25 protein-coding genes are annotated in these 22,512 nt (G+C 67.2%); 10 read left to right on the plus strand and 15 right to left on the minus strand.

The genetic code is table 11. The features are described from left to right. Positions 1 to 225 precede the first annotated feature (225 nt). Positions 226 to 981 (plus strand): phosphonate ABC transporter, permease protein PhnE, encoded by a 756-nt coding sequence (phnE, locus tag ABEA07_RS26230; protein WP_345541595.1) that lies wholly within the window; start codon positions 226 to 228, stop codon positions 979 to 981. Positions 982 to 1,003: 22 nt separating this feature from the next. Further along, positions 1,004 to 1,918 (plus strand): arginase, encoded by a 915-nt coding sequence (rocF, locus tag ABEA07_RS26235; RefSeq protein WP_345541596.1) that lies wholly within the window; start codon positions 1,004 to 1,006, stop codon positions 1,916 to 1,918. Positions 1,919 to 1,959: 41 nt separating this feature from the next. On the opposite strand, the gene ABEA07_RS26240 is transcribed toward rocF, so the two are convergent. Next, positions 1,960 to 2,337, minus strand: coding sequence for a VOC family protein (locus tag ABEA07_RS26240; protein WP_345541598.1), 378 nt, complete (start codon positions 2,335 to 2,337; stop codon positions 1,960 to 1,962). Between the two features lie 193 nt (positions 2,338 to 2,530). Between ABEA07_RS26240 and ABEA07_RS26245 the strand changes: the two genes are divergently transcribed. Continuing rightward, the gene (locus ABEA07_RS26245) at positions 2,531 to 2,758 is read left to right on the plus strand and encodes a hypothetical protein (protein WP_345541599.1); all 228 of its coding nucleotides are present in this window, start codon (positions 2,531 to 2,533) and stop codon (positions 2,756 to 2,758) included. Between the two features lie 9 nt (positions 2,759 to 2,767). Here ABEA07_RS26245 and ABEA07_RS26250 read toward each other — a convergent pair whose 3' ends face one another. The 4 genes from ABEA07_RS26250 to ABEA07_RS26265 form a co-directional block, all read right to left on the minus strand. Continuing rightward, positions 2,768 to 3,394 carry a DUF2242 domain-containing protein gene (locus tag ABEA07_RS26250; protein ID WP_345541600.1) on the minus strand — a complete coding sequence of 209 codons (627 nt, stop codon included), beginning with the start codon at positions 3,392 to 3,394 and terminating at the stop codon, positions 2,768 to 2,770. Between the two features lie 211 nt (positions 3,395 to 3,605). Then, on the minus strand, positions 3,606 to 4,223 hold the full coding sequence (locus tag ABEA07_RS26255; protein WP_345541601.1) for a nucleoside/nucleotide kinase family protein: 618 nt from the start codon (positions 4,221 to 4,223) through the stop codon (positions 3,606 to 3,608). A gap of 1 nt (position 4,224) precedes the next feature. Next, on the minus strand, positions 4,225 to 5,496 hold the full coding sequence (locus ABEA07_RS26260) for a Glu/Leu/Phe/Val family dehydrogenase (RefSeq protein ID WP_345541603.1): 1,272 nt from the start codon (positions 5,494 to 5,496) through the stop codon (positions 4,225 to 4,227). Between the two features lie 115 nt (positions 5,497 to 5,611). Further along, positions 5,612 to 6,298 (minus strand): YggS family pyridoxal phosphate-dependent enzyme, encoded by a 687-nt coding sequence (locus tag ABEA07_RS26265; protein ID WP_345541604.1) that lies wholly within the window; start codon positions 6,296 to 6,298, stop codon positions 5,612 to 5,614. A 38-nt stretch (positions 6,299 to 6,336) separates the two neighbouring features. Between ABEA07_RS26265 and ABEA07_RS26270 the strand changes: the two genes are divergently transcribed. Together ABEA07_RS26270 and ABEA07_RS26275 are read left to right on the plus strand one after the other, a co-directional pair. Then, the gene (locus ABEA07_RS26270; protein WP_345541606.1) at positions 6,337 to 7,380 is read left to right on the plus strand and encodes a type IV pilus twitching motility protein PilT; all 1,044 of its coding nucleotides are present in this window, start codon (positions 6,337 to 6,339) and stop codon (positions 7,378 to 7,380) included. Positions 7,381 to 7,409: 29 nt separating this feature from the next. After that, on the plus strand, positions 7,410 to 8,546 hold the full coding sequence (locus ABEA07_RS26275) for a PilT/PilU family type 4a pilus ATPase (protein ID WP_345541607.1): 1,137 nt from the start codon (positions 7,410 to 7,412) through the stop codon (positions 8,544 to 8,546). A gap of 91 nt (positions 8,547 to 8,637) precedes the next feature. Here ABEA07_RS26275 and radC read toward each other — a convergent pair whose 3' ends face one another. Next, positions 8,638 to 9,159: a RadC family protein gene (radC, locus tag ABEA07_RS26280; protein WP_345541608.1), complete on the minus strand. Its 522-nt coding sequence runs from the start codon at positions 9,157 to 9,159 to the stop codon at positions 8,638 to 8,640. Positions 9,160 to 9,418: 259 nt separating this feature from the next. On the opposite strand from radC, the gene ABEA07_RS26285 reads away from it, so the two are divergent. After that, on the plus strand, positions 9,419 to 10,267 hold the full coding sequence (locus tag ABEA07_RS26285) for a helix-turn-helix domain-containing protein (protein WP_345541609.1): 849 nt from the start codon (positions 9,419 to 9,421) through the stop codon (positions 10,265 to 10,267). Here ABEA07_RS26285 and ABEA07_RS26290 read toward each other — a convergent pair. From ABEA07_RS26290 to ABEA07_RS26300, 3 genes are read right to left on the minus strand one after another with little or no spacing between them, the layout of a single operon-like run. Further along, entirely contained in the window at positions 10,230 to 11,954 is a 1,725-nt protein-coding gene (locus tag ABEA07_RS26290) for a hybrid sensor histidine kinase/response regulator (protein WP_345541610.1), read from the minus strand. The genes ABEA07_RS26285 and ABEA07_RS26290 overlap by 38 nt on opposite strands. Positions 11,955 to 11,973: 19 nt before the next feature. Then, complete coding sequence (locus ABEA07_RS26295) at positions 11,974 to 12,390, minus strand: putative pterin-binding protein (protein WP_345541612.1); 417 nt, start codon at positions 12,388 to 12,390, stop codon at positions 11,974 to 11,976. Next, on the minus strand, positions 12,387 to 13,220 hold the full coding sequence (locus ABEA07_RS26300) for an SDR family NAD(P)-dependent oxidoreductase (protein WP_345541613.1): 834 nt from the start codon (positions 13,218 to 13,220) through the stop codon (positions 12,387 to 12,389). Before ABEA07_RS26300 ends, ABEA07_RS26295 begins: the two co-directional genes overlap by 4 nt. A gap of 196 nt (positions 13,221 to 13,416) precedes the next feature. Here ABEA07_RS26300 and ABEA07_RS26305 point away from each other — a divergent pair, with 196 nt between their 5' ends. Further along, positions 13,417 to 14,337 (plus strand): NAD(P)-dependent oxidoreductase, encoded by a 921-nt coding sequence (locus ABEA07_RS26305; protein WP_345541615.1) that lies wholly within the window; start codon positions 13,417 to 13,419, stop codon positions 14,335 to 14,337. 59 nt (positions 14,338 to 14,396) lie between these two features. Here the strand turns inward: ABEA07_RS26305 and ABEA07_RS26310 are convergent, their stop codons facing one another. The 3 genes from ABEA07_RS26310 to ABEA07_RS26320 all read right to left on the minus strand — a co-directional run bounded on the left by ABEA07_RS26310 (position 14,397) and on the right by ABEA07_RS26320 (position 16,257). Then, entirely contained in the window at positions 14,397 to 15,149 is a 753-nt protein-coding gene (locus tag ABEA07_RS26310) for a BON domain-containing protein (protein WP_345541616.1), read from the minus strand. Next, the gene (locus tag ABEA07_RS26315; RefSeq protein WP_345542193.1) at positions 15,146 to 15,775 is read right to left on the minus strand and encodes an SIS domain-containing protein; all 630 of its coding nucleotides are present in this window, start codon (positions 15,773 to 15,775) and stop codon (positions 15,146 to 15,148) included. Before ABEA07_RS26315 ends, ABEA07_RS26310 begins: the two co-directional genes overlap by 4 nt. Positions 15,776 to 15,870: 95 nt before the next feature. Further along, a complete protein-coding gene (locus ABEA07_RS26320; protein ID WP_425584175.1) occupies positions 15,871 to 16,257 on the minus strand; it encodes a YraN family protein in 387 nt (128 codons plus the stop codon). Positions 16,258 to 16,259: 2 nt separating this feature from the next. On the opposite strand from ABEA07_RS26320, the gene rsmI reads away from it, so the two are divergent. Beyond that, positions 16,260 to 17,207: a 16S rRNA (cytidine(1402)-2'-O)-methyltransferase gene (gene rsmI / locus ABEA07_RS26325; protein WP_345541617.1), complete on the plus strand. Its 948-nt coding sequence runs from the start codon at positions 16,260 to 16,262 to the stop codon at positions 17,205 to 17,207. On the opposite strand, the gene ABEA07_RS26330 is transcribed toward rsmI, so the two are convergent. Further along, positions 17,186 to 17,914 carry a glutathione S-transferase gene (locus ABEA07_RS26330; RefSeq protein WP_345541619.1) on the minus strand — a complete coding sequence of 243 codons (729 nt, stop codon included), beginning with the start codon at positions 17,912 to 17,914 and terminating at the stop codon, positions 17,186 to 17,188. The genes rsmI and ABEA07_RS26330 overlap by 22 nt on opposite strands. A gap of 163 nt (positions 17,915 to 18,077) precedes the next feature. Here ABEA07_RS26330 and ABEA07_RS26335 point away from each other — a divergent pair, with 163 nt between their 5' ends. Continuing rightward, positions 18,078 to 19,235 (plus strand): helix-turn-helix domain-containing protein, encoded by a 1,158-nt coding sequence (locus tag ABEA07_RS26335; protein ID WP_345541620.1) that lies wholly within the window; start codon positions 18,078 to 18,080, stop codon positions 19,233 to 19,235. A 9-nt stretch (positions 19,236 to 19,244) separates the two neighbouring features. Then, positions 19,245 to 19,763 carry a hypothetical protein gene (locus ABEA07_RS26340; RefSeq protein ID WP_345541622.1) on the plus strand — a complete coding sequence of 173 codons (519 nt, stop codon included), beginning with the start codon at positions 19,245 to 19,247 and terminating at the stop codon, positions 19,761 to 19,763. 37 nt (positions 19,764 to 19,800) lie between these two features. Here the strand turns inward: ABEA07_RS26340 and ABEA07_RS26345 are convergent, their stop codons facing one another. Further along, a complete protein-coding gene (locus ABEA07_RS26345; RefSeq protein ID WP_345541623.1) occupies positions 19,801 to 20,727 on the minus strand; it encodes a dihydrodipicolinate synthase family protein in 927 nt (308 codons plus the stop codon). A 22-nt stretch (positions 20,728 to 20,749) separates the two neighbouring features. Then, positions 20,750 to 22,492, minus strand: a complete 1,743-nt coding sequence (locus ABEA07_RS26350) for an IlvD/Edd family dehydratase (protein ID WP_345541624.1) — start codon at positions 22,490 to 22,492, stop codon at positions 20,750 to 20,752. Positions 22,493 to 22,512: the final 20 nt, after the last annotated feature.

Raw genomic sequence — 22,512 nt, forward strand, 5'->3', positions numbered from 1 at the left:
CAGCGGCCCGGCAAAGCCGGTTCCGCGAAAAATGTTGCTCTCCCCCAGGCTCCCCCACTTCGTGTGGTCCGCCAACCCCCTCTCCGGGGGCAACACCAGCGGCCCGGCAAAGCCGGTTCCGCGGTGTTTCCCCAACGGGCCTGGCTTCGCCGGCCGCAGCCGGGTAGCGACGTGAGGGCTTCAGGTTCCGGACATGCACGAGCCGCTGGCCCTTGCCTGGGCTGCATGCTGGCCGGCGCCGCGATCCTGGCTGCGGTGGTGGCCAGCTTTTTCTACCTTGGCATCGATTTCAAGGCGCTCGTGGCGCGCGAGTCGCTGGCCTCGATGGCGCGCTTCGTGGCCGAATTCTTCCCGCCGGACCTGTCGAGCGCCTTCCTCGCCAGGACGGCCTGGGGCGCGTTGCAGACGCTGGCCGTGTCGGCGCTCGGCACCTTGCTGGCCATGCTCGGCGGCGCCGCCTTGGCGCTGCCCGCCTCCGGGCGCTTCGGCCCGGCGCTGCGGCACGCCGCGCGCTTCCTGCTCAACCTGCTGCGCAGCGTGCCCGAGCTCGTCTGGGCCGCACTGATGGTCCTGGCCGCGGGACTCGGCCCCTTCGCCGGCGTGCTGGCGCTGGCGCTGCACACCAGCGGCGTGTTCGGACGGCTGTTCGGCGAGACGCTGGAGAACCTGCCGCAGGGCCCGGAGCGCGCCCTGCGCGAGGCCGGCAGCGGCGCGGTCGCGGCCTTCTCCTACGGCAGCCTGCCGCTGGCCTGGCCCCAGTGGCTGGCCTATGCGCTGTACCGTTGGGAAATGAACATCCGCATGGCCGCCGTACTCGGCTTCGTCGGCGCCGGCGGGCTCGGCCAGATGCTGTACTTCCATCTTTCGCTGTTCCAGCAGGCGCAGTCGGCGACCGTGATCGGTGCCATGTTCCTGCTGGTCTTCGCGGTCGACGGCGCGAGCGCACGTCTGCGCCGCGGCCTGGCCCCCGCGTTCGCCTGAACACTTTCGGAGATTGCCGCCCATGAACACCATCACGGTCGAACTGATCGGGGCCCCCACCGACGTCGGCGCCAGCGTCCGCGGCGCCGGCATGGGGCCCGATGCGCTGCGCGTGGCCGACATCGGCGGCACGCTGGCGCGCCTGGGCTTCGGCGTGCTCGACAAGGGCAACCTCGCCGGCCCGGCCACGCCCTGGGTGCCGCCGGCCAACGGCTTGCGCCACATCGACGAAGTCGTCGAATGGAACCGCGCGGTCCATTCGGCGGTCGAGCAGGCGCTGGCGGCCGGCCACCTGCCGATGCTGATGGGCGGCGACCATTGCCTGGCGATCGGCTCGATCAGCGCGATCGCCCGGCACGCGCGCCAGGCCGGGCGCAAGCTGCGCGTGCTGTGGCTGGACGCGCATTCGGACGTGAACACCGAGCGCACCAGCCCCAGCGGCAACATCCACGGCATGCCGGTGGCCTGTTTGCTCGGGCAAGGGCCGCAGGCGCTGACCGGCTGGAGCGGCGAGCCCGCGGCGCTGTCGCCGGACGCGATCCGCTTCATCGGCATCCGCAGCGTCGACGCGGAAGAGAAAGCGGCGATCCGTACCCTGGGCCTGAACGTCTTCGACATGCGGCACATCGACGAGCACGGCATGCGCACCACCATGACCGAGGCGCTGCAGGACGTCGACGAGGACACCCACCTGCACGTGAGCTTCGACCTCGACTGCCTGGACCCGGACTACGCCCCCGGCGTGGGCACCGGCGTGCGCGGCGGGCCGACCTGGCGCGAGATGCAGCTGTGCATGGAAATGATCGCCGACACCGGCCGGCTCGCCTCGCTCGACGTGGTCGAACTCAACCCGGCGCTGGACGTGCGCAACCGCACGGCGGAAGTGGCGGTCGAATTGATCGAGAGCCTGTTCGGCAAGTCGACGCTGGTCCGCTGAACGCACGCCGCCCGGCGCAGCCCGGCGCGTTCGGGGAGCGGCTACCTGTTGATGAGGTTCAGGATGTTGCCGTCCGGGTCCTTGAACCAGGCGACCCTCATGTCGCCCGACACGTGGATGTCCCCCTCCAGGCGCATGTCCGGCATCTCGTAGTGCTCGAAGCGCACGCCCTTGGCGCGCAGCGCACTGACCAGGGCCTCGATCTCGTCGCCGACGGCCCAGGTCACTGCCGTGGCCTGGTTCGTTCCGGCGAACTCCGAGCGGTACACGTTGAGGGTCGACACGCCGCTCTGGAACACGATCACTTCGTCGCCCTCTTCCTCGACCGGCGTCAGGCCGAGGATCTCTTCATAGAACTGCCGCGCCCGCTCCAGGTCCTTGACGGCGAGGTTCGCGACGGCTTCCTTGTTGCCCAGCATGGCCTGCTCCTTGGTGGGGGTTCAAAGGCTGAACCACTCGGGACACCGTCACATAGCCCGGCCATGAAGTCAATCGGCGCATTTCCCGCCCACGCCAGGCCCGAAAGGCCGGAAGTGTGATTTTTCTCCTGCGAGTATTAGTCACATAGTCTTACATTCTTAAGTACTAATTTTGACGACGAGGAGCGAAAACATGGACGTGAGAAAGATCGGGCTGCTGGTGGAACAACCCTTCGACGGTTCCTACTACTGGGTGATCCACGAGGACGCCCGCCACGACGGCCGCTTCGAGCCGCTGCACCGCGCCGAGCGCCCGTTCGCCACGTACGCGGCCGCCCTGGCGCAGGGCTACGGCGTGATGCAGCGCCTGTGCGGCCTGACCGGGCTGCCGGCCTGCCAGGCCCGTTCGATCAGGGTCTGACCGGGCGCATCAACCGCGGGTGGGAGACAAGGGCACCGGCCGCAACGGTGCCTCGGTGGTCGGCGGCAGGGGCGAAGGCGGTGCGACGGGCTCGCTCTGCGCCGCCTCCGGCACCACCAGGAAACGCTCGACCAGCGCGAAGAGCCGGTCGTAGAAGCGTTCGTCGGTCAGCGTCTCGCTGGCCACCTTGACCAGCGCATCGTCGCTGGAGGAAAAGGGCAGCGATACGGACCCGATCGCGCCCACGCCCACGCTGGCGGAGTTGTTGACCTTCTTGAGGCTGTAGCGGTCCTGCAGCGCGCTGGCGAAGGCGATGGTGCTGCCGGCACCGGCATCGCGCGCGCACACCACCCGCAACTCCATCTCCACGTGGACCTCCCGAGCCGGCTGGAAGCTCTTGCGGCCTGCCACCAGGTCGGCATTCGCCGCCGTCACCAGGTAGCCCTGGCTCAACAGGGCGCGGCGCGCAGCCTCGCAGGTCTGGGCCTGGCTGGCCGCGAAATTCCGGGTGTGGGTGGTGGTCGAATCGAACTCCTCGGTCTCGTAGGAGACGCGATGGGACGGCAGGCTGCCGCAGCCCGCCAGCGCCAGCGTGAACAGCAGCGCCAGGACTGCGTGCGAGTGGAAGGAACGCATGGAGACCAGGGAAGAATCGGGAGATGCGGAATGCTAGTCCACTGAAACACTGAAACACTGAAATCGACTGGTGCAGTCCACCCGATACGGGCGGCCCTCACCACTCATTTCAATGTTTCAGTGGACCAGTGCAGTGTTTCACGCTATGCGGCAGCTGCCGCTTCGCGGGCCCGCGTTCGACGCCGCGACGCCCTCCTTGTTCCCCGGTTCTTCAACCGCCGATGCGGATGACGCGATGCGCTCGCTCCCGCGTGGCGGCGATGCGGCGGGCATTGGGCTCGTCGGTCTGCGCCACCCACGCCAGCGCCTGCGCCCGGCTGCGGCCGAACTGCTGGTGGCGCTGCACGAGACGCTCCAGGCGCAGCGCATCGTCGACCTCCACGTACCAGACCTCGTCCAGCAACGGCCCGACCTCGATCCAGGGGCCTTCGTCCAGAAGCAGGTAATTGCCTTCGGTGATCACCAGTTGCGTCTGCGGCAGCACCGCGATCGCGCCGGCGATGGGTTCCTCGATCTCGCGGCGGAACTCGGGCGCGTAGACGACCTCTTGCGGACCCTGCCCGCGCAGACGGCGCAGGAGCACGGCGAAGCCCGCGCTGTCGAAGGTATCGGGTGCGCCCTTGCGCTCGGCACGGCCCAGGCGCTGCAACTCGGCCTGGGCCAGGTGAAAGCCGTCCATCGGCACAACCTGCGCGCGGCCGGGCAGCGCCTCGACGAGCGCCTGCGCGAGCGTGGATTTTCCGGAGCCGGGTGCGCCGACCAGCCCGAGCAGCTTGCGCTGCCCGTCGGCCAGCAATCGCGCCAGCGGCGCCAGGTCGAGTGGGCTCATCTCAAGGGTAGAGTCCGCGCTCCTGCCGTGCCATGAGGATGCGCTCGCAAGCCACCGCGAAGGTGGCCGTGCGAAGCGTGATCCTGTGGCGATCGGCGGTGTCCCAGATGTGGTTGAGCGCGTTCATCATGATGCGGTCCAGCCGCTGGTTGATCTCGTCCTCGTCCCAGAAGAAGGACGAGAAGTCCTGCACCCACTCGAAGTAGCTGACCGTCACGCCGCCGGCATTGCAGATCACGTCGGGGACCACCAGGATGCCGCGGTCTGCCAGGATGTCGTCGGCCGCAGGCCCCGTGGGCCCGTTGGCGCCTTCCAGCACCAGTTTCGCCTGGGTCCTCTTCGCGCGCTCCGCGCTCAGCTGGCCTTCGAGGGCCGCGGGGATCAGGATATCGCAGGGCACATCCCAGAAGGACTCGTTCGCGACCACGTCGCCGCCCCGGAAGCCCACCACGCCCTCGGTGCGCGACAGCGGCACCAGGGCCTTCAGGTCCAGCCCGTTGGGATTGACGACGGTGCCGGTGTGGTCCTGCACCGCCACGATCTTCGCGCCGGCCTCGGCGAACAGTTCCGCCGCCACCGAGCCCACGTTGCCGAAGCCCTGCACGGCGATGCGCGCGCCCCGCAGGTTCAGGCCCAGGCGCCGCGCCGCCTCGCGGCCGGTCACGAACACGCCGCGCCCGGTCGCCTTGACCCGGCCGAGCGAGCCGCCCAGGTGCAGCGGCTTGCCCGTGACCACGCCGGTGGCGGTGCCGCCGACGTTCATCGAGTAGGTATCCATCATCCAGGCCATGACCTGGGCGTTGGTGTTGACGTCGGGGGCCGGGATGTCCTGTTGCGGGCCGATGATGATGCCGATCTCGCTGGTGTAGCGGCGGGTCACCTTCTCCAGCTCTTTCTGGGAGAGCCTCTTCGGGTCGACGCGGATGCCGCCCTTGGCGCCGCCGTAGGGCAGGTTCACCGCGGCGGTCTTGACGGTCATCCAGGCCGACAGGGCCATCACCTCTTCCAGCGTGACGTCCGGGTGGAAGCGCACGCCACCCTTGCCCGGGCCGCGCGACAGGCTGTGCTGCACGCGGAAGCCCTCGAAGTGGGCGATGCTGCCGTCGTCCATTTCGATCGGCACGTCGACGATCAGCGCGCGCTTCGGGCGCTTGAGCGTTTCGGCCCACCGGGCCAGTTCGCCCAGGTAGGGCACGACGCGGTCGACCTGCGACAGGTAGGTGCCCCAGGGGCTGTCGGCGGTCGGTTGAACGTAGGAGAGATCGGCGCTCATGGACACTTTGCGTTGTTGCGAAGCCGCGCACGATAGTCGTGCAGCGCCGCCCACGCCATGGACTATGCGCGATGCGTTGCGCCCTATGCGCTTGTGGCAACCGGGCTGGCGCCGCTCAGCGCGCGCCGAAGATCGCGGTCCCGATCCGGACCATCGTGCTGCCCGCGGCGATGGCCGCCTCGAGGTCGGCCGACATGCCCAGTGACAGCGTGTCCAGTTCCAGCCCGGCCGCGCGCAGTTCGTCGAACAGCGCCGCGGCGCGCAGGAACAGTGCCCGCTGCGCCTGGAAATCCGGCGCCGGCTCGGGAATCGCCATCAGCCCGCGCAGCCGCAGGCGTGGCAAGGCCGCGACGGCCCGGGCCAGCGGCAATGCTTCCGCCGGCGCCACGCCGGACTTGTTCGCGCCGCCGTCCACGTTGACCTGCAGGCACACCTGCAGCGGCGGCAGTTCCGGCGGGCGCTGCTCGGCCAGGCGCTCGGCGATCTTGAGCCGGTCGATGCTGTGAACCCAGTCGAAATGCGCCGCCACCGGCCGCGTCTTGTTGCTTTGCAAAGGCCCGATGCAGTGCCATTCAAGCCCGGCGCGCAGGTCGGACAGGGCCTCGATCTTGGCCACGCCCTCTTGCACATAGTTCTCGCCGAAGGCAATCTGGCCGGCCGAACGGGCTTCGCGCACCGCCTCGGCGGGGAAGGTCTTGGACACCGCAAGCAAGCGCACGCTCGCCGGATCGCGGCCGCAAGCCGTGCATGCCGTCACGATCCGGGCACGAACTTGCTGGAGCTTGTCAACAATCATCGTCATAATCGTTCAAACGTATCAAAACGTCACAGAGGACTTTCGTGGACATCACCCAACTGCTGGCATTCAGCGTCAAGAACAAGGCATCGGACTTGCACCTGTCGTCCGGCCTGCCACCGATGATCCGGGTTCACGGCGACGTGCGGCGCATCAACGTCGATGCGCTCGACCACAAGGCGGTGCACGCCATGGTGTACGACATCATGAGCGACACGCACCGCAAGCATTACGAAGAATTCCTCGAGGTCGATTTTTCCTTCGAGATCGACGGCCTCGCGCGTTTCCGCGTGAATGCCTTCAACCAGGCGCGCGGCGCGGCGGCCGTGTTCCGGACCATTCCGTCGAAGATCCTCACCCTTGAGCAATTGAACGCCCCCAAGATTTTCGGAGACCTGGCGCTCAAGCCGCGCGGCCTGGTGCTGGTGACCGGCCCGACCGGCTCCGGCAAGTCGACCACGCTGGCGGCGATGATCAACTACCTCAACGAGACCGAGTACGGCCACATCCTGACGGTGGAAGACCCGATCGAGTTCGTGCACGAGTCCAAGAAGTGCCTGATCAACCAGCGCGAAGTGGGCCCCATGACACTGTCCTTCGCCAACGCGCTGCGCTCGGCGCTGCGCGAGGACCCGGACGCCATCCTCGTGGGTGAAATGCGCGACCTGGAAACCATCCGCCTGGCCATGACCGCGGCCGAGACCGGCCACCTGGTCTTCGGCACCCTGCACACCTCTTCGGCGGCCAAGACCATCGACCGGATCATCGACGTGTTCCCCGGCGAGGAAAAGGAGATGATCCGCGCGATGCTCTCCGAATCGCTGCAGGCCGTGATCTCCCAGACCCTGTGCAAGACCAAGGACGGCCAGGGCCGGGTCGCGGCGCACGAGATCATGCTGGGCACGCCGGCCATCCGCAATCTGATCCGCGAGAACAAGGTTGCGCAGATGTACTCGTCGATCCAGACCGGCCTCAACCAGGGCATGCAGACGCTCGACCAGTGCCTGACCGACCTCGTGCGGCGCAACATCGTCTCGGCGGCCGAAGCGCGCGCCAAGGCCAAGATCCCCGAAAACTTCCCCGGCTGACCCACATCATTCAACCAGGAGCTGCATTCATGGAACGCGATCAAGCCAGCCAGTTCATCAACGAATTGCTCAAGCTCATGGTCAGCCGCAACGGCAGCGACCTGTTCATCACCGCCGACTTCCCGCCGGCGATCAAGGTCGATGGCAAGGTCACCAAGGTCTCGCAGCAGGCCCTGGGCGCGCAGCACACGCTGGCGCTGACCCGCTCGATCATGAACGACCGGCAGACGGCCGAGTTCGAGCGCACCAAGGAGTGCAACTTCGCCATTTCCCCCACCGGCATCGGGCGCTTCCGTGTCAACGCCTTCGTGCAGCAGGGAAAGGTGGGCATGGTGCTGCGGACCATCCCGTCGCAGTTGCCCACCATCGACGGCCTCAACATGCCGCAGATCCTCAAGGACGTGGCGATGACCAAGCGCGGCCTGTGCATCCTGGTGGGCGCGACGGGCTCGGGCAAGTCGACCACCCTGGCGGCGATGATCGACTGGCGCAACGAAAACTCCTACGGCCACATCGTCACGGTGGAAGACCCGGTGGAATTCGTCCACCCGCACAAGAACTGCGTGGTGACCCAGCGCGAGGTGGGCATCGACACCGACAGCTGGGAGGCCGCCCTCAAGAACACGCTGCGCCAGGCGCCCGACGTGATCCTGATGGGCGAGATCCGCGACCGCGAGACCATGGAGCACGCGGTGGCCTTCGCCGAGACGGGCCACCTCTGCATGGCGACGCTGCATGCCAACAGTGCCAACCAGGCGCTGGACCGGATCATCAACTTCTTCCCCGAGGAGCGACGGGCCCAGTTGCTGATGGACCTGTCGCTCAACCTGCGCTCGCTGATCTCGCAGCGCCTGATTCCGACCGAGGACGGCCACGGCCGCGTGGCCGCGGTGGAGATCCTGCTGAACACCCCGCTGATCGGTGACCTGATCTTCAAGGGCGAGGTGGGCGAGATCAAGGAAATCATGAAGAAGAGCCGCAACCTCGGCATGCAGACCTTCGACCAGGCGCTGTTCGACTTGTTCGAAACGCACATGATCACCTTTGAAGACGCGCTGCGAAACGCCGATTCGGCCAACGACCTGCGGCTGCAGATCAAGCTCAACAGCCAGCGGGCGCGCACGACGGATCTGTCGGCGGGCACCGAGCACTTCGCGATCGTTTAGCGTCTCCTTCCACGCTTGACGCGCGCCTGACGCCGCCGAGCCCGTGGTTGCAAGGGCAGCCCCGTAAGACCATCTTGCGAACCTGGCCGCGCTACAGCAAGCCCAGCTCTGCGAAGGACAAGGTAGCCGCCCCGGCGACAATGACGTGATCCAGCACGCGCACATCGATGGTCGCCAACGCCGTGCTCAGTTGCCTTGTCAAGGCGAGGTCTGCCGGGCTCGGCTCCGGACTCCCGCTGGGATGGTTGTGCGAGAAGATGACCGACGCCGTATTGAGGCGCAGCGCCTCCTTGACGACCTCACGCGGATAAACGGATGCCACATCAATGGTGCCGCGGAACATCTCGACGTACTCGATCAGCCGATACTGACCGTCCAGAAAAAGCGCCGAGAAGACCTCGTGTTCGAAGCCTCCGAGCTTGGCCTGCAGGTAGTCCTTGACCGCCTGCGACGAATTCAACGATGCGCCGCGTTGCAGCTTTTGATCGATCGCGCGCCGCGCAGCATTCAGGATCTGGTCGACGGTCGCCGGCCGATAGCGGCCCTGCTCGTCACGCACGAGCAGCGCGGAATCGGAGCGGTCCGGCAAGGGCCCTTCCACGTCGAGGCTCATGCGAGAGCGTCACCCCGCCGGCAATCGACGCCTTGGTGGTTGGACTGCCTGACCCATTCATTCTTTGGCTTCATGACCTCTCCTGAGTGACAGCAGACCGACCGCGTGGGCCGTCTGCGACGGTTCTATGGACCTTCACCTTCGTGACGCCGCATCCCCTTAATGAACATGCAACTTTCGCGAGCTCGCGCATCTTATGCGACTTTTTTTGGCGGCATAGGCACTCATGCGCAACGCGACATCCATCGCAGAATTCGTCATGTCCGCCTCCACGCCAACCACCTCGAACACTGCCCCCCCATCTTTGGCCGCACAGTGCGTCAGTGCGCTGCTGGACCGCCATGCCGTCCCCAGGCGCAAGCACGCAGCCATCGTGACGGAGGTGCTCGGACTTTCTTACTCCCAAGGACATCGCCGCCTCACCACCGATGCGACCTGGACCCTGGAAGAGTTGGGCACGCTGGCTGAGTACTACGGTGAATCGCTGTCGGACATGGTTTCACTCGGGCGGTCGGAAGCGATGCTCGGCGCGATGCTCAAGATCGGCTCCACCCTCGTTCCGTGCCGCTTTGCTCGCGGCCCTGCAGTCCACAAGCCCCGCCCGAACGCCCTCGTCGCTACGCTGATCGATTCGGATTGGTACGTGGTGCCGGCAACAAGCGAGCTGGCGACACAGGCCTATGACATCGTTCGAATGGTGATCGAGCCTTCATCCGCGCTCAGTCGGCGCATTGCCGTGCTGGACGACCACGCTGACAGCGCGGCGACGATCGCCGGCTATCTGAAGTCGGCGGGGTACGACCCCACGCCGTTCACGGATCTCCGGTCGATCACGGCGGCAGCCGAGGGCCGGAGTTTCGACGGCTACGTATTGGACTGGATCCTCGAAAAGGATGGGACCCGGAACACGGTTCACGATCTGGTCGCATCGATCCGGTCGCGCGACACGCATTGCCCGATCGTCGTCCTGACGGGCGAGGTGCAGACCGGTGTGGCCGACGAGACCGATATCGCCACCGCCATGGCGCGATACCGGCTCAAGTTCTTCGAAAAGCCCGCGCGGCTCCCCATCATCTCGGCGGCGCTGGCGGCTTCCTTTGCTGCATGAGGGCAGTTATCTGCGCCGCGCCGATTGGCTTTCCCCAGATCGAGTCGAATGCAGCAAGCGCTTCGGCACAACTGCGGGCTGCCGTCATGCCAACCAGGTGCGCGCTGCAATTCAGGCTGGAAGTTCTGACCCGCCCAGCCAGTTCGGCGGCCGTCGTTCCGGGCATGCCCAGGTCGATCAGAACCGCGCCGTAGGTATGCGCCGCCAGCAGGTTCAAGGCGAAAGCCGCAGACGGGGCTGTGTCGCCTCGCAGCTCCAGGTTCGCGCACATGCGGGCCACCTTTCCCAGCAGCTCGCGATCGTCGCTCGCAACCAGGACACGATCCTCCCCGCTGCCCTTGGTCGGCGCGCGCTCCTCAGCCGCCACGGCGGGAATGGCGAGGGCCAGCGTGGTGCCACCGCCCGGCGTCCGAGACACCTCCACCGAGCCACCGAGCTGCAGCAAAAGTGCCCGCACCACGGCGAGCCCGATGCCCCGGCCCCGGCCGGGCTGATGCGGGACGGGTTCGCGGCCCTGCGTCATCGTGGCGGCGGCGGCATCCGGCAATCCGGGCCCGGTGTCCGCGATGCGCAAGTGCAGCAGGGCGCTCGACGCATCGAAAGCCTGGAGGCTGACGGTCACGCCCCCGCGCTCCGTGTACCTGACGGCGTTATTCACGAGGTTGTGCAGCAACTGGCCGATGCGGCCACCATCGGCCACGACGAAGAGGGCCTCTTGAGGGACATTCACCGCCATGCTCAAGCCATTCGATTCGGCGGCGGACGCCGCATCGCCCGTGATCTCGCGCACCAGCTCGACCGCGTCGAATACTTCAGGGCGCAGCTCGATGTGCCCCGTCTGCCCACGCGCCAGGGTCAGGAGGTCCCGCAGCTGCACGGCCAGCTCGTCGGCCGACCTGCGGATGCGCCGCGTGACTTCGGACTGCGCGCCCCATGCCTGCCTGCTTTCCAGCACGTCGAGCGCGGAGACGATGCTTTGTAACGGGGACCTCAGCTCATGACTGACCATGCCGAGGAACTGGGTCTTGGCCCGCACCGCCTGGCGCTCGGACTCCAGCGCACGCTCGCGCGCCTTGGCTTCGCGCAGGTAGCGCGACCATGAAAGGCTCATGCTGAGCACCCACAGCAGCATCAGGCTGAAGCCGAACCATACGGAGATCCAGAGCAGTCGGCGGCGGGTCAGGAGGCTTTCCATCGCTGTATGACGCGCCTTCATATCCTCGATCGCGACGGCATTCGCAAGCGTCAAAACGACATCCTCGATGCCGGCAAACTCTTTTGCCAATTCCGATGCGTGCATCCGCACCGACTCCGGCGAATCAAGCATCGGATTCACGCGATGATGGAAGGCGGCTGTAGCGCTTCTTCCTGCGGTGAATCCCGCAATGCTCTCGAAGAAGGCCGTGAGCTCCGAGTCGCCAGTGAGGATCAACGCCTTGGACATCAGGACATCGCTGCGCTTGGACAGTTCATCGTCCACGACGTTGCCCTGCAATGCCAGCACTTCCGCCGCTTCTCGCATGCGAAGGTAAGCCAATTGATACTGCGAGACGGTCCAGTAGTAGCCTTCGACAGGCCCTGTACCGTGGACGATCGTTTCATCGAGGTCCGAGATGTACGAGCTGATCGCGACAAAGATGAGCGTGACCACCGCCAATGCGGCGGTAGCGATGTTGCGTTCGCGCATGCACACGAGCCATGCCCTGCTATTCGACAACTGTGATGCGGCGTACTTGCCAAATGAACTTGGACAGGGCCGGCAAGGTATTAAGCTTGACCGGAAACTGGTCTCTCGGGTACATCACGAACAACGGACCGAAGTCGCGCGAAGTCATGCGCTTACCGTCTCGCGTGTGCGCCAGGATCGGACCGAAGGCCTTGAGATCAGACACTGGGATGCTGACGCTGTAGTCATCTAGCGCCATCAGGTCCAAGCGCGAACCCATGGCCCCGACGTGCTTGAGCACATCGAAAAGCAGAGGACCTTCAAACTTCGATCTCGCAGTCCAGGGGGTCGAGGTGGCGATAGAGGCTTGAGGGAGCGACATGAAGTCGACTTCGCTGAACCGGTAGACCTTCGCTTTCTCGTCCGTGAACCTTCCAATGTGGCCGTTGACGATCAAGAAGGCGTGTCGATCCTCTGCAGTGTGGCCGAATCGCGCCCAAGCACCAACGGCCGCGACCGATAGAAGCTGCCTTCTTTGAAGCATCTTGTTCTCCATGAAGCTTGTTGTTCACGCACAGTGGGTGGCTTCGGCCACCAACCTTCGGCCACTAAAACCTGACCGGTTGCATCTGCGGCATCAATGGCCAAGTAGACGACGGCGCTGGCGAGTTCTCCGAAGATATCGGTGAGGCCATACTCGTTGCTCCTGCGACCCTGAACGACATTGAATCGCACATGCGGAGCCCATTCGTTTGCAAGCGCGAGGATCATGGACTGCAACGCACCCTTGGCCGTCGTGTACGGCACATGTCCTCTGGGCGCGCGATCGACCGCGATGTCGGTGATCGCTACGACCGAACGAAGCGATTGCCGCTGACCGGGTGTCGGCCGCAATGCGGCGAGGATGTTGGCGTGGGCGGCGACGTGGATTGCGATGTCGATGTGGGTGCGCTCGATGTCGCCAACGTCGCTCGCGTGGTAGGCCGAGGCATTGCACACGAGAACGGCCACGCCCTTGGACGCGAGCCACGCTGGCACCGAGAAATCCTCTGCCGAAAAGTCAGCCGCCCAGAGTTCGGTCGTGCTCGGTCGCAACCGCTCGAGTTCGGCTTGCAGAGCCATCGCCTTGTCGAGCGACCGTGGCGTGTGATGGATCACGACCGACAAGCCGCGTGCATGCAGCGCCCGGACGATGGCGGCGCCGCCACGGCCCGAGCCCCCGGTGACCAGCGCCCAGGCTCGATCGGATTCGCCGCGCCGGGACGCGCTTTGGTGGAAGAAGGTCAAGGTATGTCTGGTGCTTGGATGTGAATATCTCGTGCGTGAACGAGATCGAGGTGCACCTTCGGTGCGGCGCGCATCCTAGGAAAATCTGAAGCACCGCAGGCGACTTCGCGACAATTGGCGACTTTTCACGTTGCATCCCGAGGGCTGGAGCGCATGCGGCAAGGTCCACATCAAAAACGGACTAAGCTCCCGCCCCATGAGCAGCCTCACCCCCAAGACCTACGACCCCTCCCCCTCGCAACGCGTCGCCTTCCTCGGCCTCGGCGTGATGGGCTATCCCATGGCCGGCCACCTGGCATTGGCGGGCCATGACGTGGCGGTCTACAACCGCACGGCGGCGAAGTCCGCCGCCTGGCAGCGGGAGTTCGCCGCCCAGGCCAAGGGCCGCCGGCGCCATGCGCCCACGCCGCGCGAAGCCGCCACCGGTGCCGACTTCGTCTTCTGCTGCGTCGGCAACGACGACGACCTGCGCTCGGTGGTGCTGGGCGACGACGGCGCCTTCGCCGGCATGGCCAAAGGCGCCGTCTTCGTCGACCACACCACCGCGTCGGCCGACGTGGCACGCGAGCTCGCGAAGGCGGCGGTCGAGCGCGGCCTGCAGTTCATCGACGCGCCCGTCTCCGGCGGGCAGGCCGGCGCTCAGAACGGTGTGCTGACGGTGATGTGCGGCGGCGACGCCGCAGCCTTCGAGCGCACGAAACCGGTGATCGGCGCCTTCGCGCGCGCCGTCACGCGCCTGGGCGAGAGCGGCGCAGGCCAGCTCGCCAAGATGGTCAACCAGATCGCCATCGCCGGCCTGGTGCAGGGCCTCTCGGAAGCCATCGCTTTCGGCCAGCGCGCCGGGCTGGACATGAACGAAGTGCTGGCCGTGATCGGCAAGGGCGCCGCGCAGAGCTGGCAGATGGACAACCGCGGCAAGACCATGGTCGAAGGCAAATTCGACTTCGGCTTCGCGGTCGACTGGATGCGCAAGGATCTGGGCCTGGTGCTCGACGAGGCCAGGCGCAACGGCGCGCGGCTGCCGGTGACCGCGCTGGTCGACCATTTCTATGCGGACGTGCAGCAGGCCGGCGGAAATCGCTGGGACACCTCCAGCCTCATCACGCGACTGGGCTGAGCTGCTCTGGCCCGGGGCTGCACCAGCGCCCCGGCCGGGCCCGCTTCGGCCTCTGCTTCTTACCGGACCGGCGTCGCCACGACGCCCGCGCCACCCGAGGGCGCGGCCCCGGACGAAGGCGAATTGACGGGCGGCAGGGGCTCCATCGGCGGCAGCGGCACGTTCGAGCGCGACGCGGGCGCGGCGCCGGTACCGCCGCCCTGTCCGGCCAGTTCCGCCTCGCTGACGACCTCGACCACCCGCACCACCTTCTCCACGCCCGACACGCCGCGCGCGATGTCGGTGGCCCGGTCGGTCTCGCGTCGGGTGGCGATGCCCATCAGGTAGACGGTTCCGCGCTCGACAACCACCTTGAACGAATTGGCGAAGACGTCCTTGGCATCGAGCAGCGAGGCCTTGATCTTGCCCACGATGAGGGTGTCGTTGGAGCGCTGCTGGAAGGTGCTCGGCGCGCCGATCGTGAGCTCGTTGACCACCGAGCGCACGTTGTCCACGCGGCGCACCACGTCTTCCACGCGGCGCTTGTCGGCCTCGCTGCCGACGGCGCCCGTCAGCAGCACCTGGCGGTTGAAGCTGGTGACGCTGACGTACATCTGGTCATTGGCGATCTCGCGCACGCGAGCGGCGGCGCGCAACTCGATGCCCTGGTCGTCCAGCTGCGCGCCGGAGCTGCGGCGATCGGTGGCCACCATGCCTGCGCCCACCACCGCGGCACCGCCGACCACCAGCGGCACGCAGGCGGACAGGCTCACGGCCAGCCCGGCACCGGCCGCTGCGGCCAGTACGAGGCGATGGATGGATGTCAACGTCATAAGGAACCTTCCTGTTCTCCGAGTAACTGGGCATCGACCCCGTCGCACAGGCAGTGCAACGCGAGGAGATGGACTTCGTGGATGCGCGCCGCACGCTCGTGCGGCACGCAGACCTGGACATCGGTTTCACGCAGCGCACGACCGACGGCGCCGCCGGGATTGCTGCTCGCGCCACCGCCGGCCGCGTTGCCGAGCAGGGCGATCACGCTCATGTCGCGCGCGTGCGCCGCTTCGACCGCGGCCAGGACGGCGGCCGACTGGCCGCTCGCGCTCAGGGCCAACAGCACGTCGCCCCCCTGCCCCAGCGCGCGCACCTGGCGCGCGAAGCGATCGGGATCGGCGGCGGCCTCGGTGTCCGCAGCCGGGTCGGCCGGGTCATCGAGCGGCAGCGCGATGGCCGCCAGCCCCGGGCGTTCGCGTTCGAAGCGGCCGACGAACTGCGCCGCGAACTGTGCGGCCAGCAGGCCCGAGACGCCGGCACCGCAGGCCAGGATCTTGCCGCCGCTGGTCACGCAGACGAGCAGCGCCTGCATCGCCTGGGAGATCGGTTTGCTGAGGAGCGGGCCTGCCTGGTATTTGAGGTCCGCGCTGTCGATGAAATGCTGCTGGATCCGTTGCTCGAGCATGGGCCGGGATGATAACTGCGCGTCAGGAAACAAAAGGTACTGCTGCCCTTGAGTGCCGTGCGCGACAAGGGTTCCACGGATGTGGCTGCATGCATTCAATCCGCATCGAAGGCCGCGCGGATCCACTCGATGTGCGCCTCCACCAGCACCACGTCGAAGCGGCACGGCGGCAGCACACGCAGCCGGCTCAGGTAGTGGCGCGCGGCGAACACGATGCGCCGGCGCTTGCCGGCCGTGATGCTGCCTGCCGCGCCGCCATGGCTCGCGCCCGCGCGCTGGCGCACCTCGACGAAGACCAGCGCGCCGTCGCGCGGATCGCGCATGACCAGATCGATCTCGCCGCCGCCGCGGCCCGGCGTTCGATAATTGCGCGCGACCAGCACCAGGCCGGCGGCCTGCAGATGCGCGAGCGCGGCATCTTCCGCCGCGTCGCCGCGCTGCTTGGTGGTGGCGCGCGCCACCTTCTTGTTCTGGAGAAACACCCTTGACCTCCCTTGCCCCCGCCTCTTTCGGCGCCGCCTTGCAGGCCGCGCGCGATGCCGCGGGCGCCCAGCATTATCCCGAAGGCACGCTCTACATGGTCGCGACGCCGATCGGCAACCTGGCGGACATCACGCTGCGCGCGCTCCAGGTGCTGCAGATCGTCGACGCGGTGGCCTGCGAGGACACGCGCCACACGCAAGGCCTGCTTCGCGCCTACGGCATCGAGCGCCCGTCCTCGCAGCTGCTCGCGCTGCACCAGCACAACGAGGCCGAGGCGGCCCAGGCCGTGGTGGCGCGCCTGGCGGCCGGCGAGCGCATCGCCTACGTCAGCGACGCCGGCACCCCCGGCGTCAGCGACCCGGGTGCGCGCCTCGCGGCCGCCGTGCACGAGGCCGGCCTGCGCGTGCTGCCGCTGCCCGGCGCCAGCAGCGTGACGACCCTGGTCGCGGCCGCCGGGCTGGTGGGCGGCGCGGACGAAGGCGCCTTCGTCTTTGCCGGCTTCCTGCCCAGCAAGGCCGGCGAGCGCGAAGCCGCGGTGCAGGCCCTGGCGGCCGAGCCGCGCAGCGTGGTGCTGCTGGAGGCGCCGCACCGCATCGAGGCCTTGGCACGGGCCCTGTCCATGCTGGGCGAACGGCGCGTGACGCTGGGGCGTGAACTCACCAAGCAGTTCGAGGAGATCGCCACCACGACGGCCGCCGCCCTGCCCGCCTGGCTGGCTGCCGGCCGAGACCGCACACGCGGCGAGTTCGCGCTGGTGCTGCATCCCCGGCCCGCTGCGCAGGACGACAACGCCGAGGGCGAGCGGGTGCTGCGCCTGCTGCTGGCCGAGCTGCCGCTCAAGAGCGCGGTACGGCTCGCCGCCGAGATCAGCGGGGCACCGCGCAATGCACTCTACGAATTGGCGCTGCGCCTGCGCGGCGAGCGTGATCAACCATCCAGTTCCGGGTAGCACCGGAAGATGCCTTCCTCGTTGAACGGGATGCGCCGCGGACTGTCGAGGTAGTCGCGCACCCGCTGCCGGCGGGCGATGTTGGCATGGAGTTTCACCACCGCCGGCGTGTTCGCCAACGCGCGCGCCGTGGCCTTCGGGAAGGCGTAGCGCAGCCCGGCCACGAGCTGGAACAGCGAGAGATCGGCATAGCTCAGGCTGTCGCCCACCAAGTGCAGGTCGCCCGAGGGATTGAGCTGCAGCACGCGCTCGAACCAGTCGAGGAACTTCGGAATGCGCTCCTCTCGGAAAGCCCTGGCGCGGGCCCGGGCCGCTTCGCGCTGGTCTTCGTAGTAGGCGCCGGTGGAGATCGGATGGTGCGTGTCGTGCGCCTCGCCCACCGCATCGGCAATGGTGAGCTGCAGCTGGTGCGTCCACAGCGCATCGGTCTCGCCGGTGCCGGACAGCCCGAGCCGCGGGCCGAGGTACAGGAGGATGGCGGCCGTCTGCCCCACCACCACGTCGCCGTCCACCAGGAAGGGTGGCGCGAAGGCGGCACGCGGATTGCCGGGGTCGCGCAGCCGCCCGACCAGCGCGGCCTCGCCTCCGCCCTGGCCCGGCGGCGCGCGCGCCACATCGACGTACTCGGCACCGGCGGCCTCCAGCGCGAGCCGCACGAACTCGCCGCGGCCCTGGATGGTGGGCCAGTAGTGGAGCTGGTAGGTCATTTCGCGATCTTCGCGCCGATGGCGACGGACGAGTGTCGTCCAGTGCCGACGGAGTGTCCGGGAGTTTGCCCAGTGCGGCACCGCGGCCACACCGGCGGCGTTGCCCGGCGCTCCGGCCGCCACAAATCTTGCAATCAAGAAAACGCAAGACTAGACTGTCGAAATGAATGGAATCGACCTCACCAGCGCCAAGGATGCTGGGCCGTCCATCTCCGCGCGTGCATTGGGCCTCCGCATCAAGGCCGCGCGCGAGTCACGGGGCATGACCCAGGACAGCCTCACCTCCGACTTGGGCTTCGCAGACCGACAGACGCTCTCTGCGATCGAGCAGGGCGACCGCAAGGTCAAGCCCAAGGAGCTCTTGAGGATTGCCGAAGTCCTCGACTACGACATCGAACACTTTCTGGACCCTTTCGTCGTGGCCGGCGAGGCCGCGTTCTCATGGCGCGCCAATGAGCGGGTCCCCGCGAAGACCCTGGACGCCTTCGAAGAGCGCGCTGGCCGCCTGATCGGGATGCTGCGATTTCTGCGGCGTTGCCAACCGGGCAGTGCGCCGCCTTTCTCCTTGGCCCTCCGGCTGACGATCTTGTCCACCTACGAGGAAGCGCTCGCCTCGGGCGAGGCCGTGGCCCAGAATCTGGAGTTGGGCAGCCCTCCGGCGGAGCGGCTGATAGATCGCATCGAGTCTGCATTGGACATCGCCGTTCTGTACATCGATCCCTCGCCCTCCGCCGAGGGCGAAGCTGGCATTTCCGGCGCGACTTGCCATCTGCCCGATCTGGGTGTGATCCTGATCAACCGCAATGAATCACCCGCGCGGCGTCACTTCGATGCGGCACATGAGCTTTTTCATGCGATGACCTGGAATGCCATGAGGCCGGAGCGCCTCGATGTCAGCGCGCAGGCCGCGCGTGGCAAGGCGAAGCGCATCGAGCAACTTGCGGACAATTTTGCGTCCGGGCTGCTCATGCCGACCGTGAGCCTGGACAAACTGATCGACGCGCGCGCATTCGGTGATGTAGCCCACCTCGTCGAGGTTGCCGACCGCTTGCAGGTGTCGCCCGCAGCACTCGCATGGCGCTTGTTCAACGCGAAGCGGATCGATGAAACGGTGCGCCTTCGACTTTGCCAAGCCAAGTCCGGTTTGATCGATTCACCCAAGCCCAAACGGTACTCTGATTCGTTCGTCGCCCAGGTCCACGCTGGAATCGAGCACGGCCACGTCTCGGCGCGCAAGGTCGCCAAGGCCTTGGGACTCACGCTTCCAAAGCTTGCAGAGTTGTTCGAAGAACACAGCAAGCCCCTGCCATTTGCCATGTGAGCGCGGGGAATGCCGAAACAGCGTGTTCTGGTCGACACATGCATCATCATCGAAGCCTTCCGCACGAACTGCTGGGGAGCGCTCTGCAATCGCTTCGCCATCGAGACAGTCGAGAAATGCATAGAGGAAGCTTGCACCGGCGATCCGCTCAATCCAAGCCGCCTCACGATAGATCGGCAAGCACTGACGAACGGACTTGCAGCGCGTCACATCGTCGATGACGAGCTGTTGGCTTTGCTCGCCATTGAACGCTCAGACCTGCCCGCCCTGGACGACGGCGAGCTTCATTTGATGGCCTGGCTCCATGGCAACGCGCCCGTCCCAGCCACTTTGCTCATTTCCACCACGGATAAGGCCGCCATCAGAGCGAGCCATTTGTTGGGGCTGCTCGACCAGGTGAGTTCGCTCGAAGCGATGGGAGAGGAGGCGGGAATTGCGAAGGCACAGTTGCGGCAGTTGGCGGATCACTTCCGCGTTCGGTGGCTGGCGGATATTCGAACCAAGCTTCTCCTGAACATTTTTGTTTAAGCGTCGGCGGGGTACACGAGAACGCTGGCACCAGCCTTCACCGCCCCCACCGCAGCACCAGCGGATCGAGCCGCCGGGCCACCTCGATCAGCCCCTCGCGCGTCTGCGGATGCAGCCTCGGCCAGGGATGCCGCGGCGCCTCGCAGGCGATCACGCCGCCCTCCTTCATCAGCGCCTTCGCGGCCAGGAAACCAGCCTGGCGGTTCTCGTAGTTGATCAGCGGCAGCCAGCGCTCGTAAAGCGCAAGCGCCTTCTCGCGCTCGCCTTGGCGATGGGCCTCGATGATGGGACGGATGCCGTCCGGGTAGCCGCCCCCGGTCATCGAGCCGGTGGCTCCCGCGTCCAGGTCGGGCAGCAGCGTGATGGCCTCCTCGCCGTCCCACGGTCCCTCGATGGCCTGGCCGCCGAGGCGGATCAGCTCGCGCAGCTTCGATGCGGCACCCGCGGTCTCGATCTTGAAGTAAGCGACATGCTCGATCTCCATCGCCATCCGCGCGAGGAAGGCCGCGGACAGCGGCGTGCCGCTCGCCGGCGCGTCCTGGATGATGACGGGGATGTCGATGGCATCCGACAGCCGCGCGTAGAAGGCATGGATCTGCGGCTCCGAGAAGCGGAAGGTGGCGCCGTGGTAAGGCGGCATCACCATCACCATGGCCGCGCCCATGTCCTGCGCGCGCCGGCTGCGGGCGGCACACACCTGCGTGCTGGTGTGGGTGGTGGTGACGATCACCGGCACGCGCCCCTTCACATGCTCGAGCGCGGTGCGCGTCAGCACTTCGCGCTCCTCGTCGGCCAGCAGGAACTGCTCGGAGAAGTTCGCCAGGATGCACAGGCCGTCCGAGCCGGCATCGATCATGAAGTCGATGCAGCGCTTCTGGCTCTCGAGGTCGAGTTCGCCGGCCTCGGTGAAGGTGGTGGGCACTACGGGGAAAATGCCGCGGTAGCGCGGCGTGTTCAGGCTCATGCAGGCTCCAGGAAAAGGCAGTTCAGTGCGAATGGCGCGGCACCTCCGCGCCGCGGCAGCCGACCAGGAAGTCGAAGTCGCAGCCTTCGTCGGCCTGCAGCACATGGTCGATGTAGAGGCGGGCATAGCCGCCGCGCGCGGCCGGCGCCGCAGGCCCCGCTTGGGAGCGTGCCGCCAGCCGCGCCGCGAGTTCCTCGTCGGCAATGTCCAGGTGAAGGCGGCCGGCCTCGCAGTCCAGCTCGATCCAGTCGCCGTCGCGCACCGCCGCCAGCGGCCCGCCCGCCGCGGCCTCGGGCGCAACGTGCAGCACCACCGTGCCGTAGGCCGTGCCGCTCATGCGCGCGTCGGAGATGCGAACCATGTCCTTGATGCCCTGGCGCAGCAGCTTGGGCGGCAGACCCATGTTGCCCACCTCGGCCATGCCGGGGTAGCCGCGCGGGCCGCAGTTCTTCATGACCAGCACGGAGTTCGCATCGACCTCCAGCGACTCGTCGCCGATGCGCCGCTTGTAGTCGTCGAAGTCCTCGAACACCACCGCGCGGCCGCGGTGCTTCAGCAGCGCCGGCGTGGCCGCCGAGGGCTTGAGCACCGCCCCGCGCGGCGCCAGGTTGCCGCGCAGGATGCAGATGCCACCATCCCCCAGCAGCGGCTTGTCGAGCGGGCGGATGACCTCGTCGTTGTAGCTGGGCGCATCGCGCACGTTGTCCCAGAGCGAACGGCCGTTGACGGTGGGCGCGTCCGGGTGCGGCAGCAGCCCGGCCTCGCCCAGGCGGCGCAGCACCGCCGGCAAACCGCCCGCGTAGTAGAACTCCTCCATCAGGAAGCGGCCCGACGGCATCAGGTCGACCAGGGTGGGCGTGCCGCGGCCGATGCGCGTCCAGTCCTCCAGCGCCAGATCGACGCCGATGCGGCCGGCGATCGCCTTCAGATGGATCACCGCGTTGGTCGAGCCGCCGATGGCCGCGATCACCCGAATCGCGTTCTCGAAGGCCGCGCGCGTGAGGATCTTCGACAGGGTCAGCCCCTCGCGGGCCATGGCCACCACCCGCGCGCCCGACATCTGCGCCAGCACGTAGCGGCGCGCATCCACCGCCGGAATGGCCGCGTTGTGCGGCAGCGCCACACCCAACGCCTCGGCCACGCAGGCCATGGTCGAGGCCGTTCCCATGGTGTTGCAGGTGCCCGCCGAGCGCGACATGCCGCCCTCGGCCGCGAGGAACTGGTGCAGGTCGATCTCCCCGGCCTTGAGCGATTCGTGCAGCTGCCACACCGCGGTGCCCGAGCCGATGTCGCGGCCCTCCAGCTTGCCGTTGAGCATCGGCCCGCCGCTCACCACGATGGCCGGGACGTCGCAGCTGGCCGCGCCCATCAGCAGCGCCGGCGTGGTCTTGTCGCAGCCGGCGAGCAGCACCACCGCATCGATGGGATTGCCGCGGATCGCCTCCTCCACGTCCATGCTGGCCAGGTTGCGCGTGAGCATCGCGGTCGGCCGCAGGTTCGACTCGCCGTTGGAGAACACCGGGAACTCCACCGGAAAGCCGCCGGCTTCCGAGATGCCGCGCTTGACGTGCTCCGCGATCTTGCGGAAGTGCGCGTTGCAGGGCGTGAGTTCGGACCAGGTGTTGCAGATGCCCACGATCGGGCGGCCGTCGAACTCGTGGTCCGGGATGCCCTGGTTCTTCATCCAGCTGCGGTACATGAAGCCGTTCTTGTCGGCCGGGCCGAACCATTGAGCGGAACGTAGTTTCTTGGAAGCATCCGGCATCGAATGGGCCTCGTTGGGAA

Source organism: Variovorax defluvii (assembly GCF_039541515.1).
GTDB classification, from domain to species: Bacteria; Pseudomonadota; Gammaproteobacteria; order Burkholderiales; family Burkholderiaceae_C; genus Variovorax; species Variovorax defluvii.

Coding starts and splice junctions, on each gene's coding strand:
- phnE (WP_345541595.1), top strand. CDS start 226: ATGCTGGCCGGCGCCGCGATCCTGGCTGCGGTGGTGGCCAGCTTTTTC.
- rocF (WP_345541596.1), top strand. CDS start 1,004: ATGAACACCATCACGGTCGAACTGATCGGGGCCCCCACCGACGTCGGC.
- ABEA07_RS26240 (WP_345541598.1), bottom strand. CDS start 2,337: ATGCTGGGCAACAAGGAAGCCGTCGCGAACCTCGCCGTCAAGGACCTG.
- ABEA07_RS26245 (WP_345541599.1), top strand. CDS start 2,531: ATGGACGTGAGAAAGATCGGGCTGCTGGTGGAACAACCCTTCGACGGT.
- ABEA07_RS26250 (WP_345541600.1), bottom strand. CDS start 3,394: ATGCGTTCCTTCCACTCGCACGCAGTCCTGGCGCTGCTGTTCACGCTG.
- ABEA07_RS26255 (WP_345541601.1), bottom strand. CDS start 4,223: ATGAGCCCACTCGACCTGGCGCCGCTGGCGCGATTGCTGGCCGACGGG.
- ABEA07_RS26260 (WP_345541603.1), bottom strand. CDS start 5,496: ATGAGCGCCGATCTCTCCTACGTTCAACCGACCGCCGACAGCCCCTGG.
- ABEA07_RS26265 (WP_345541604.1), bottom strand. CDS start 6,298: ATGACGATGATTGTTGACAAGCTCCAGCAAGTTCGTGCCCGGATCGTG.
- ABEA07_RS26275 (WP_345541607.1), top strand. CDS start 7,410: ATGGAACGCGATCAAGCCAGCCAGTTCATCAACGAATTGCTCAAGCTC.
- radC (WP_345541608.1), bottom strand. CDS start 9,159: ATGAGCCTCGACGTGGAAGGGCCCTTGCCGGACCGCTCCGATTCCGCG.
- ABEA07_RS26285 (WP_345541609.1), top strand. CDS start 9,419: ATGTCCGCCTCCACGCCAACCACCTCGAACACTGCCCCCCCATCTTTG.
- ABEA07_RS26290 (WP_345541610.1), bottom strand. CDS start 11,954: ATGCGCGAACGCAACATCGCTACCGCCGCATTGGCGGTGGTCACGCTC.
- ABEA07_RS26305 (WP_345541615.1), top strand. CDS start 13,417: ATGAGCAGCCTCACCCCCAAGACCTACGACCCCTCCCCCTCGCAACGC.
- ABEA07_RS26310 (WP_345541616.1), bottom strand. CDS start 15,149: ATGACGTTGACATCCATCCATCGCCTCGTACTGGCCGCAGCGGCCGGT.
- ABEA07_RS26315 (WP_345542193.1), bottom strand. CDS start 15,775: ATGCTCGAGCAACGGATCCAGCAGCATTTCATCGACAGCGCGGACCTC.
- ABEA07_RS26330 (WP_345541619.1), bottom strand. CDS start 17,914: ATGACCTACCAGCTCCACTACTGGCCCACCATCCAGGGCCGCGGCGAG.
- ABEA07_RS26335 (WP_345541620.1), top strand. CDS start 18,078: ATGAATGGAATCGACCTCACCAGCGCCAAGGATGCTGGGCCGTCCATC.
- ABEA07_RS26340 (WP_345541622.1), top strand. CDS start 19,245: ATGCCGAAACAGCGTGTTCTGGTCGACACATGCATCATCATCGAAGCC.
- ABEA07_RS26345 (WP_345541623.1), bottom strand. CDS start 20,727: ATGAGCCTGAACACGCCGCGCTACCGCGGCATTTTCCCCGTAGTGCCC.
- ABEA07_RS26350 (WP_345541624.1), bottom strand. CDS start 22,492: ATGCCGGATGCTTCCAAGAAACTACGTTCCGCTCAATGGTTCGGCCCG.